The organism is Flavobacterium hibisci, assembly GCF_020026925.1.
Lineage (GTDB): Bacteria > Bacteroidota > Bacteroidia > Flavobacteriales > Flavobacteriaceae > Flavobacterium > Flavobacterium hibisci.
This window is the reverse complement of record NZ_JAIQDW010000001.1, coordinates 131,592-143,682: the sequence shown is the minus strand read 5'-3', so window position 1 is coordinate 143,682 and position 12,091 is coordinate 131,592. Positions and strand designations below refer to the sequence as shown.

Sequence of the window (12,091 nt, the reverse complement as noted above, 5' to 3'; positions counted from 1 at the left end):
AGATTTATGTTTTTTTCAAGCTCTAGCATCATTTTGCGTTTTTTCTAAAAAACGTGCCTCTTTCAAGCCTTTAAACAACAACAAATTCAATTGATAATCGGAGCTTAAATCAATCCTATCTAAGCCTATAAAGAGAAATTATCTGTTTTTATTCATTATAATATTACAAAAAAGATTATTAATCTTATTTATTTAACATTTTTAGTTTAATTACCTTATTTATTATTTAAAATTGAATTATTAATCTTTTATTTTAAAATTTGCAGTAAAAATAACTACAGCCAATTTATAAAAGCGATCATATTAGCAGATTCAGGAATAAACGAAAAGAAAGATATGGAAAACACAGTTAATACAATCAAGTCTGATTTCTCATTCAAGCTCGAAAGCACTTGTTTAGATGAAAACTATCACCCCTCAAGCCAAACGCGTCTGACAACCAATTTTGCAAACCTGGCCAGAGGAGCTAATCGTCAGCAAAACTTACGCAATGCTTTAAAAATGATTAACAATCGATTCAATGCCTTGGCTCATTTGGATAATCCTAAAGCTGATCGTTACCTTGTAGAACTTGAAATCATCACAGTAACGATGAGTATTGATGACAAGAATGGTAGTAACAATTTGCCGTTGATTGAAGTTTTAAAAACCAATATTTTTGACCGTAAGACTAACCAGCGTATCGAAGGTGTCGCCGGAAATAATTTTTCTTCTTATGTTCGTGATTATGATTTCAGTATTTTATTGATTGAGTTCAATAAAAACAAACCTGATTTTTGTATTCCTGAAAATTTTGGTGATCTGCACGGAAAACTTTACAAATGCTTTGTGAATTCAGCCACTTATAAAGAGCATTTTAAAATGTCACCTATAATTTGTCTAAGTGTATCGAGCAACAAAACGTATACTCGTACTGAGCATCAACATCCAGTTCTGGGTTTTGAGTATCTGCAGGATCAGTATTCTATCACTGATGAATATTTCTCTAAAATGGGCTTAAAAGTTCGTTTTTTCATGCCTCCGAATAGTGTGGCGCCAATGGCTTTTTATCATTCCGGAGATCTGCTTGCTGATTATACTGATCTTGGACTTATCAGCTCAATCAGCACGATGGAGACTTTCCAGAAGATTTATCGCCCTGAAATTTACAATGCAAATTCAGCGGCCGGGAAAATATATCAACCTACTCTTAAACATGAAGATTATTCACTCACCCGCGTTGATTATGACCGGGAAGAGCGAAGCCGACTGGCTGTTGAACAGGGTAAATATGCAGAAGAGCATTTTATTAAACCTTACAAAAGTGTCTTAGAACAATGGTCTGCCCATTTTGATCTTTAATTAATACAACACATTAAAAATTATTTTATTATGAATAAAAAAAATTATTTTAATATGAATAAATTAGTACCTACTTCAATTGTTGGAAGTTTACCCAAACCTGCCTGGCTGGCACCACCCGAGAAACTTTGGTCACCCTGGAAATTAGAAGGGGATCAGTTAATTGAAGGAAAACAAGATGCTTTGCGCATTTCTTTGCACGAACAGCAATTGGCGGGCGTGGATATAATTAGTGATGGTGAGCAGACGCGTCAGCATTTTGTAACCACTTTTATCGAACATTTAAGCGGTGTAGATTTTGAAAATCGTAAAATTGTAAAAATTCGTGACCGTTACGATGCAAGTGTTCCTGTTGTTGTGGGTGAAGTTGCACGTCAAAAAGCAGTTTTTGTTGAAGATGTTAAATTTTTACGTAAACTGACAGATAAACCAATAAAATGGGCATTGCCTGGTCCGATGACAATGGTAGATACCTTATACGATGACCATTATAAAAGCCGGGAAAAACTGGCATGGGAATTTGCGAAATTGCTTAATGAAGAAGCAAGAGAACTACAGGATGCAGGTGTAAACATTATCCAGTTTGATGAACCGGCATTTAATGTGTTCTTTGATGAAGTAAACGATTGGGGAATGGCAGCATTAGAAAGAGCCATTGAAGGTTTAAAGTGCGAAACTGCAGTGCATATTTGCTACGGTTACGGAATACAAGCTAATAATGACTGGAAAAAGACCTTGGGTTCAGAATGGCGTCAATACGAGGAAATTTTTCCTAAAATTCAAAAATCTAAAATTGATATTGTGTCATTAGAATGCCATAACTCGCGCGTGCCTTTTAATTTAATTGAACTGGTTCGCGGCAAAAAAGTAATGGTCGGTGCAATTGATGTGGCAAACAACACTATCGAAACACCAGAAGAAGTTGCTGATACCCTGCGTAAAACTCTTGAGTTTGTAGCTATAGAAAATCTTTATCCTTCGACAAACTGCGGTATGGCTCCTTTGTCCCGAAATGTGGCAAGAGGTAAATTAAGCGCTTTAAGCGCAGGAGCAGAAATTATACGCAAGGAATTTGGGATGTAGTTCCAATTTATAAATAGGATTCTTGTTTGACCGTTTGTAGAGTTTAGCGTAGCGACTCTGCAGACGGTCAAATAATTTTAGAGACTATTGCTTCTTCAAACATATTCATACAAAGAACTTCAATCAAGTGTCAAGAAATCTCTATTCTGTGGACACAGGAAATAAAAGTACCAGCAAGCTTAACCTCCGCATTCGGAATTCTTTATCCAAAAAGAATAAACCACTACGGACTTAAAGTCCATAGTTTGGTTGGCAGACTTAAAGTCTGCAAGGCTGAAAAGTAAAAATCCACCGCAAATTCGCAAATTTAAAGACTTGGAAAGTAAAAAATAATTTTCGAATTTGCGGTGAATATTTTTAGAACCTGAAAGGAAAATGCACTAAAGTACATAGTTTTAACTATTTTTGAGACTAATAAAGAACACTGGCCGTAAATAAAATTATACTTCTTTTCGTCGAGCCATTCGCTGAGCGATGATGCTGGCAGCGATCAATTGAAAAGCATGGTAAAGCATGAGTGGCAACAATACGATGCCGGTGATGGTACTGTGCTGAAAAAGTACTTTTGACATTACGGTACCGTGGACTAATGACTTTTTAGAGCCACAAAATAAGACCGTAATACGATCTTCGTCTGAAAAGCCAAACAAACGACTGAGCAATCCGACACAAAAGAATACAGCAAAAAATAATCCTATCATCCCCGCAGCGAGTCCGGCAAGTTCGACGGCAGTGAAGCCTTCAAAAAGATGCTCGGAGAATGATTTACAAAAAGATGTGTAAATGATAGTGAGAATAACTCCCTGATCGAAATATTTGAGCTGTTTCTTATATTTTTCAGCAATGGTGCCAAAGCGGGAGTTGAGGGTGATACCGATAATAACAGGAAGCAAGACTTGAAGAATCAGCTTTATGAAGATATCAGTGACATCAAAATCGCCTGTTGCAGAAGCGATGAACAGCCCAACCCACAGTGGCGTAACCACTACTCCAATCAAACTTGAAATACTCGCATTAAAAATGGCAGCGGGAATATTCCCTTTGGCGATGGAAACCATGACCACAGAAGAGGAAACTGTTGACGGTAAAGCCGCCAGAAAAAATACACCCAGCCAAAGCAGCTCAAATCCGGAGTTGACAAACAAGGGGCGAAAAGCCAAAACGATGAGCGGAAAAAACAAAAAGGTTGTTAACTGAACCACAATGTGCATTTTCCAGTTTGCAAGCCCGGCTTTTAGTTTTTCAACACTCAACTTCAAACCATAAAAAAAGAAAATCAACGACACGCCTACATTTGCGATCTCTTCCAACGAAACAGGTTCTTTGACCATACCAGGATTCGGTAAAAAATAAGCCAGCAAAATCATAGTGCCAATCATTAATAAAAAACCGTCAAAACCTGCTTTACTTAATATTTTTAACAACTTCTTCAATTTTATTCAGTTTAATTTTCTACGCAAAGTTATCTTATACAACTAAAAAAGCTTCCCAATACTGATACTTAAGAGAATTCAGCTGTTTTATGAGACAAAAAAAGTATTATTTACTTTTTTAAATGTATTTTTGAAACTTAAAAAGTTTTTTATTCTATGGAAGAACTAGATACTACCGATCTGCTTTTGCTGAAAATATTAGGAAATAATTCAAGTTTTACTATTAAGGAACTTAGTGCACAGGTAAATCTGTCACCAACTCCTGTACTGCAGCGTGTAAAGAGGCTGGAGAATAATGGTTACATCAAAAAGTACATCGCCTTAATTGACCATGAGAAATTTGGACATGGATTTATTGTTTTTTGCAATATAAAGCTCAAACAGCATGATCGTAACATCGGCAACAGCTTTGTCGAGGATATTATGAAAATTGATGAAGTGGTAGAATGCTATAATATTTCAGGAGATTATGATTTTATTCTTAAGGTTTTCGCAAAGGATATGAAACATTATCAGAATTTCGTCTTTAATAAATTAGGTTCCGTCGAAAGTATCGGCAGTACGCAGAGCACTTTTGTAATGTCAGAAATAAAAAACCTGCACAACATAAATCTATAAAGGCTTTGTTGATTTTAATTTCGGCTTAGAATCGGTTTATTATTTAGGTTCATAAATTGTAAACTGGATGTCACTTAAGGAAAGAACTAAGGTTATCACTTTTTTTATACCCATTTCAAGTCTTTACGATTTGAAATTTTATGGTTTAATTTTCTCACAAAGGAATTTTTCGTCTGTTTAAAATAAAAAGCCCTCCATGTTAAAATGCGAGGGCTTCTGTTTGTTTTCTACAATTTTATCGCCAACCTAATTCTGGTGCAACGTGCTCCAAAATTGATGACAAAATATGTACATTGTAATCGACACCTAAAGTGTTCGGAATAGTCAGAAGAATGGTATCTGCTTCCTGTATAGCTTCATCCTGAGCCAGCTCTGCTATTAACTTATCCGGTTCCGCAGCATAACTTTTTCCAAATACTGCTCTTTTATCTCGTTCAATATAGCCAAAACTATCAGCTCCTTTTCCTTGCGAACCAAAATAATAGTTATCCTGATCATTCATTAATGCAAAAATCGAACGACTTACAGAAACTCTTGGTTCACGTTGATGTCCGGCTTTTTTCCAGGCTTCTTTGTACAATCGTATCTGGTCAGCCTGCTGAATATGAAAAGGTTTACCATTTTCGTCGTACTTAAGGGTAGAACTTTGCAAATGCATGCCATTTTCTGCAGCCCAGACAGCGGTTGCGTTAGACGCAGCACCCCACCAGATTCTTTCTCTCAATCCTTCAGAATGTGGTTCTATACGCAACAATCCCGGCGGATTTGGAAACATTGGATACGGATTTGGTTCTGCAAATCCTTCGCCTTTAAGTCCTTCTAAAAATTGTAGTGCTTTTTGGCGTCCCATGTCTGCATCTGTTTCATTTTCATTAGGTTCATAACCAAAATAACGCCAACCGTCTATCACCTGCTCCGGTGATCCCCTGCTGATCCCTAATTGTAAACGTCCTCCCGATATTAAATCGGCAGCACCGGCATCCTCCAGCATGTACAACGGATTTTCATACCTCATATCAATTACGCCTGTTCCTATTTCAATTTTATTGGTTTTGGCACCAATGGCCGAAAGTAAAGGAAAAGGAGAAGCTAGCTGTTGCGCAAAATGATGTACCCGAAAATAAGCCCCATCTATACCTAATTCTTCTGCCGCTACAGCTAAATCGATCGACTGAAGAAGTGTATCTCCCGCTGTACGAGATCCGTAGGAAGGATTATTTGACCAATGTCCAAATGATAAAAATCCTATATTCTTCATAAATGATTTAATTTTTTACTATTCCAAATATACGCATCAAAATTCAGTAATTTATACAATCCGAAATTTTGTGTATTCCTGGTCAATTCTGTTGCCTTTTATATCCTTAATCAGAGTGATTTGCTTTTAAATACCATTAGCTTTTCTCTTGTCATTTCATTTATTGTATATGATATTCCGCCCATTCCAAGTCCGGAAGCGTCTCTTCCGCCAAACGGCATCCAATCCACTCTAAAGGCGGTATTGTCGTTTACCATAACAGCTGTAGCGTTTAGTTTTTTTGTAGCATCTAATGCAATATCAATATTTTTTGTAAAAATAGCGGCCTGGAAATGAACTTCTAATGCATTTGCTTTTGTTATGGCCTCTTCCCTACTTGTGAAAGGATAAATACAGACAACAGGACCGAAAATTTCATATTTTGATACTTTTGAATCCTCAGACGGATTAAACAAAACGGTTGGCTGAAATGTTGTGTCAGAAATACGTTTTCCGCCAGTTATTAATTTAGCGCCTTCTTCAATTGCTTCATTCACCCATTCCTCGACACGATTAACTTCTTTGGGTGTTATAAGCGAACCTACATCTGTATTTTCATCAAAAGGATTTCCAACAATTAATTTTTGGACTGCTTCAGAAAACTGGTCAATAAAATGGTCCACAATTTCCTGATTGACATAAATCTTCTGGATTGAAACACAAACCTGACCTGCGTGATAAAAGCCCCCTTTTACCAAATCGGGAATCATTTCACTAAAATCAGCATCCCTTTCTACAATTACAGGAGCGGCGCCACCATGTTCTAATGCAGCACGTGTTCCCGGAGACAATTTGCTTTTTAGCGACCAACCGACTTTCGCTGAACCAATAAAAGTGAGGAAATTAATTCTCGGATTTGTAACTAACAATTCTGCGGTTTCATTGTCACATAAAACTACTTGCAGCCATCCTTCGGGTAAACCAGCTTCTTTCAAAATATCGGCCAAAGCAAGACCTGATAGTGGCGTGCTGCTTGCGGGTTTAAATATGACCGGACAACCTGCCGCAACAGCTGTAACAATTTGATGTACTGCCAAATTTAATGGATGATTAAATGCACTGACAGCCGCCACAACGCCAATAGGTTCTTTTGATGTAAAAGCAATTCTGTTTACAGAAGCTTCTGTAAGTCCCATCGGAATTTGTTCTCCTTTAATCTGCGATATATGTTCTGCTGCTAATTTCACGCCTTTTATGGCTCTCAGTATTTCTGCTTTTGAGTCTTTATAAGGTTTTCCACCTTCACTGATAGCGATATGAATTAGTTCCTCGCTTCTGTCCTTCATTATTAAAGCTGCTTTTTCTAATATTTCAATTCTTTTAAAAGCAGGAATCCAGTTTTGCTGATCAATAAATAAATTGTAAGCAGTCGTCAATATATTTTCAACGTTACCTTTATCAATTAAGGGCAATTCTTTTACAAGGTTTTGATCGTATGGGAAAATTATTTTAGTGGTATTTTTCATAATTGTTTTTTAATAAGTAAATCTAAAAATCCTGCTTTTACTATCTAAAAAATTAGTACAACAGGGTTTGTTACTTAAATTTAGTCAAATTGTTGATAAAAACAATGTGTTTTCTCATTAAAAAATCCTCTATTATAATTCTGAATTTATTGCTCCAATTTCAATTCTTGAGGTAATAGAAAAAGAAGCCGGATCAACTAAGTCGGCTTCTTTTTTCTTTTTAAAAACATTTACAAACTATTTCCTGTAGTTCACATTCTGCATTATTTAATATCAATACGGCCTTTAGCGCCTGGGATATCATTGAGTTCCTTTTGAGTATCAGCCCAACTTGTATCATTGGAATCTAAGGCACTACGCAGGTAAGTAAGAATGCATTGGTTCACGAATTCTACTCTTTCCGGACTTTCATCGGTCGTTTCATTAGAATCGTATCCTGAGATTCCTCCAAAAATATGTTCTGCATCATATACTGTAAGCAGGCTATTATGTCCGGGGCTTAAATAATACCCATCAGCGCGCCAGTTGTCAACTTCCGAAAAATTCGGATTTATATCTTTATCCCCATTTACTACAAGCACAGGCTGGGTCATAGTTGAGAAATCAGCATTATTCATCACAGGGTAATGTTGTTTGGCGAACTCTACAAGTCCCGCAGGAGCACCCGGCGCTCCAATCATCACATAAGCCTTCAAACGTTTTTCAATGGCATTGACTTTTTTAGCAGTATCAGGATGAATAACCTCCATTCCGGCCAGCATGCTTACAGTATGCCCTCCCATAGAATGTCCAACCACACTTATTTGATCCTTGTTGACACGAGTGCTCAGGCCTGGAACTGTAGATAAAATGTGGTCAAGATTATCAATAATAAATGTAATGTCCTTTGGGCGTGAACTCCAAAACAGCGGAGCTTCAGGAAGGTTTGCATCAAGTGCCAGTAATTTTGAATTTTGGTGGGTTGGCTGAATAACCACAAATCCATTTTTTGAAAAGAAGTCGGCCATTGGTCCATATCCGTACATTGAAGAAAGGAAGTTTGATCGACCGTGACCATGAGAAAGAATAAGAACAGGCAGGTTACCACCTGTTGCAGGTGCAGTTACTTTCATTTGAAGGTCGACGTGACGGTCGGCTACAGGCATTACAATTGGACCGTAAGACATTACAGGAGTTTCGGAATTTTTCATCTTATTATAAATTTTTATTTTGATTGTTGGATACGGAAGAAACCTTTTCTTGAGCACAGAGGCCAAAAGATATTAGGCACGAAGCAGCGATCCAGATAACTGCTTTATATTTAAGTATTAAAATTGTCATGAAATGCTGATTTTTTATTACATGACAAAGTTCTATAAGTAACCGTGCTGAATCATAACTGAACCGGGGGAATGCCTAACCGAAATGAATCTTCTTTTATTACAGCCAAACAATAGTATAAAGTATGAATGTGATCGGGAACAAAAATTAATTTAAGTGGCCACCAGCAGGCAAAAAAAATACGGCCTTTAGCCGTATTTGGTAATGCTGGATGCACTGAACTATACCTAATTGTACACTATGATCAATTAAACATTTGTCTAAATTCAACCGGTGATACTTTTGCCTTCATCTTGAAAAAACGACTGAAAGACTGCGGATGCTCAAAGCCAAGGTCAAAAGCGATTTCTGCAATAGTCAATGAAGTCAGCGACAGCTTTTCTTTAGCTTTTTCTACAAGTTTGTTGTGAATGTGCTGCTGGGCATTCATACCTGTCAAGGATCGCAGCATGTCACTAAGGTAGCTTGATGAAACATTAAGCTGTTCTGATAGGAACTGTACTGTCAGAATGCCCTGGCTCGCTGTCTTTTCATTATCAAAATAATCGTCAAGCAAAGCTTCCAGGCGCTCAAGTGTATTATTGCTGACCATTTTTCGGGTAATGAACTGTCGCTTATAGAACCTGTTGGCATAATTCAAGAGTAGTTCTATTTGTGATAAGACGACTTCCTGACTGAATTCATCAACCCTGCTATTAAGTTCTTGTTCGATGATATGAAAGACCGACAGAATAATTGTCTTTTCGCTTTCAGACAGATGCAGCGCTTCATTGGCGCCATAGCTGAAATAACCATACTGTTTGATTTTACGGGCCAGAGGAAAACCGTGCAGAAAATCAGGATGAATCAGCATTGTATAAAAGGATAAGTCTTCTGTATCTGCATCGCCATCACTTCCGATGACCTGGTTCGGGGAAGCAAACAATAAACCTCCTTCATCAAAATCGTAAAAACTCTGTCCGTAACGCACCTTTCCGCTCAGTGCTGTCTTGAATGAAATTTTGTAAAAATGCAATACATGAGCGCCTGAGGGCCGTTTTGAACCTCTTAGATCTTGCGCATTCAAAATACTGATCAGTGGATGTTGTGGTGCCGGCAGCCCAAATGCTCTGTGTATATTGGTAATCGATTCGAAATCTTCATTATTTCTGTTTTCTTTTTTCATAATGATACATTATAATACTGGTCAACGTTTAGAAAGAGTAAAGTTATATATTATAGCAATAAATGTCCGTAACTGAAATGAGTACTTTTGTAACCAAAATGAAAAAAGTTCTTTGCGTAATCAGGAATTACATTTAAAAAAGTGATAGTTTTTGTCATGATTTGTGTTAAATACTGGCATGGTATTACCTCTGTAAACTACAGTGGGTTTACATGTGCAGATGATAGTTATTTTTTCATCAACAGACCAGAATCTGTTTGGATTTAGGATAAGCCAGAAAAAAACATATTTTATAGAATTCGCAATTGAAATTAAATTATTTTTTATTATTGAGATTGATTAGTTTTGTTATTTAGGTTAAACGGCAGAATGTATTTTTAAATTCATAGAATTCTTTCGTTACCACAAATATGATTGGGTCTTTTCTTGACAATAAAAAAATAAAAATGAGGTTTAAAAACAAATTAATTGTAATTGCATTTATTTGCATTCAATTGCCGGCAATTCTATTAGCACAATCACAGAAACATTCCGTAACTGTTACTTCTCCGGATAAAAAACTCGTAGTTCAAATTGAGCAAACCAGCTTAAATAGAATCGAATACAGTTTTCGGGCTGATAATCATTTATTGATAAAACAATCAAAGCTTGGGTTAGAATCACCAAACAATATTCATTGGAATAAAGTCATTAATTCATCTGTAAAAAGTGTCTGGAAACCTGTTTGGGGCAAAAGGAAAAATGTACCTGATCATTACAACCAGGTCATAATAGATCTCACTTCTTATCAAATAAAAGTAAGGGTTTACAATGATGGAATGGCTTTCAGATATGAAGGATTAACTTCGGAGAAAGAATTTACAGAATTTAATTTTGCAGACAACTACTCTGCCTGGTATTATAATGGAGAAAGACATAATATAGGTCCTGAAAAGTTATCTGAAGCAAATGAAATCCGCGAACCTGTAATGGTTGTCAAAGCGGCAGAAAATAGTTATATGGCAGTGCATGAAGCCAATCTTGAAAGTGGCGAACCATTACTTTTAGAGCCAAAAAAGGAAACAACTTTGTTTTCTGTACCTTCTAAAAATGCCAAAGCATGGAGGGTTGTCATGTACGGAAGAACTCCTGGAGATTTAATTGATTCACACCTGATCGAATTACTCAATCCTGAACCAGCGAAGGGAGCCGATTTTTCTTGGGTTAAATCAGGTGTTGCTGTATGGGACTGGCGTATTAATGGTGCCGTAGCCGATGGATTTAAATATGAAATGTCAGTGGAATCATGGAAACGCATGGTTGATTTGGCGTCTGCAAATAAAATGAAATCTTTGGTATTAGACGCCAACTGGTACGGTGAAGAATTTAGCAAAGAATCGGATCCTTTGAAAGGAGGCAAAGTTGAACAGGTACATCAGATAATTGCTTATGGAAAACAAAAAAATGTTGGCATTTGGCTATATCTGAATGATGTTGGAGGAAAAAATTATCCTTTAGAAAAAACATTAAAACAATACGGAGACTGGGGAGCTGCCGGTGTAAAATATGGTTTTATGCAAGGCAGTCCGGAGGAAAAAAATATACACACTCAACATATAACAAAAATTTGTGCGGAAAACCATTTAATGGTCGATTTTCATGATGGGCCTGTTCATCCATACGGACAAATGAGAACCTGGCCTAACGCAGTGACACGTGAGTTTTGTCAGGCACAGTCGGATGCACGAAGAGTATTTCAACCGAAAACCTTTGTTACATCTGTATTTGTGAACATGATAGCAGGCCCGCTTGATATGAACAACGGCACTTTTGATATGGAGCAAAAAGGTAGAGTTGACAATCCAATGCCGGTACCTGCTACAATTACGGCAGAGGCAGCACGCACGCTAATAACATTTTCAGGAGCAACTATTATTCCTGATATTCCTGAAAACTACAATAAGTATCCGGAACTATTAAAGTTTATTAGTGCACAACAGCAGCCTTGGCAGGAAAGTAAAACAATTAGCGGAGAAATCGGTCAATATATTGTTATGGCGCGTCAGGCAGCAGATGGAAACTGGCTGATAGCTGCTGCCACCAACGAAGATGCCCGTTCACTTCGTATTCCACTTTCGGTATTAAGAATAGGCAGTTATAAAGCAATGATCATTCAGGATGGAAAAGATGCAGATTTCAGAACTAATAAAGTAAGCCATGAAATCATTTCTAAAAAAGTTAGCAGCAGCGATTTTATCGATATTAAACTAGCTCCTGGCGGAGGGGCTTGTATTTTATTTGAAAAATAAATTACTTTTAACATTCAGCAAAAAAACCGTCTTAACAGGCGGTTTTTATTTATACTTACAGAAATACGGCAACAGATTGA

Annotated in this window: 9 protein-coding genes; 4 read left to right on the top strand and 5 right to left on the bottom strand. The window is 37.0% G+C overall.

What is annotated here, in order from left to right; translation table 11 throughout:
* Positions 1-336: 336 nt before the first annotated feature.
* Both K8B81_RS00495 and K8B81_RS00490 read left to right on the top strand, forming a co-directional pair.
* Entirely contained in the window at positions 337-1,341 is a 1,005-nt protein-coding gene (locus K8B81_RS00495) for a DUF1852 domain-containing protein (RefSeq protein WP_223678147.1), read from the top strand.
* Between the two features lie 54 nt (positions 1,342-1,395).
* Positions 1,396-2,424: a methionine synthase gene (locus K8B81_RS00490; RefSeq protein WP_223678146.1), complete on the top strand. Its 1,029-nt coding sequence runs from the start codon at positions 1,396-1,398 to the stop codon at positions 2,422-2,424.
* Positions 2,425-2,864: 440 nt separating this feature from the next.
* On the opposite strand, the gene K8B81_RS00485 is transcribed toward K8B81_RS00490, so the two are convergent.
* Positions 2,865-3,857, bottom strand: a complete 993-nt coding sequence (locus tag K8B81_RS00485) for a bile acid:sodium symporter family protein (RefSeq protein ID WP_223678145.1) — start codon at positions 3,855-3,857, stop codon at positions 2,865-2,867.
* Positions 3,858-4,013: 156 nt separating this feature from the next.
* Between K8B81_RS00485 and K8B81_RS00480 the strand changes: the two genes are divergently transcribed.
* Complete coding sequence (locus tag K8B81_RS00480; protein WP_223678144.1) at positions 4,014-4,475, top strand: Lrp/AsnC family transcriptional regulator; 462 nt, start codon at positions 4,014-4,016, stop codon at positions 4,473-4,475.
* A 235-nt stretch (positions 4,476-4,710) separates the two neighbouring features.
* Here the strand turns inward: K8B81_RS00480 and K8B81_RS00475 are convergent, their stop codons facing one another.
* From K8B81_RS00475 to K8B81_RS00460, 4 genes are all read right to left on the bottom strand, one after another.
* On the bottom strand, positions 4,711-5,733 hold the full coding sequence (locus K8B81_RS00475; protein ID WP_223678143.1) for an LLM class flavin-dependent oxidoreductase: 1,023 nt from the start codon (positions 5,731-5,733) through the stop codon (positions 4,711-4,713).
* A 110-nt stretch (positions 5,734-5,843) separates the two neighbouring features.
* The gene (locus K8B81_RS00470; protein ID WP_223678142.1) at positions 5,844-7,238 is read right to left on the bottom strand and encodes an aldehyde dehydrogenase family protein; all 1,395 of its coding nucleotides are present in this window, start codon (positions 7,236-7,238) and stop codon (positions 5,844-5,846) included.
* A gap of 263 nt (positions 7,239-7,501) precedes the next feature.
* The gene (locus tag K8B81_RS00465; protein WP_223678141.1) at positions 7,502-8,428 is read right to left on the bottom strand and encodes an alpha/beta hydrolase family protein; all 927 of its coding nucleotides are present in this window, start codon (positions 8,426-8,428) and stop codon (positions 7,502-7,504) included.
* Between the two features lie 374 nt (positions 8,429-8,802).
* The gene (locus K8B81_RS00460) at positions 8,803-9,723 is read right to left on the bottom strand and encodes a helix-turn-helix domain-containing protein (protein ID WP_223678140.1); all 921 of its coding nucleotides are present in this window, start codon (positions 9,721-9,723) and stop codon (positions 8,803-8,805) included.
* A 446-nt stretch (positions 9,724-10,169) separates the two neighbouring features.
* Between K8B81_RS00460 and K8B81_RS00455 the strand changes: the two genes are divergently transcribed.
* Positions 10,170-12,011: a glycoside hydrolase family 97 protein gene (locus K8B81_RS00455; RefSeq protein WP_223678139.1), complete on the top strand. Its 1,842-nt coding sequence runs from the start codon at positions 10,170-10,172 to the stop codon at positions 12,009-12,011.
* Positions 12,012-12,091: the final 80 nt, after the last annotated feature.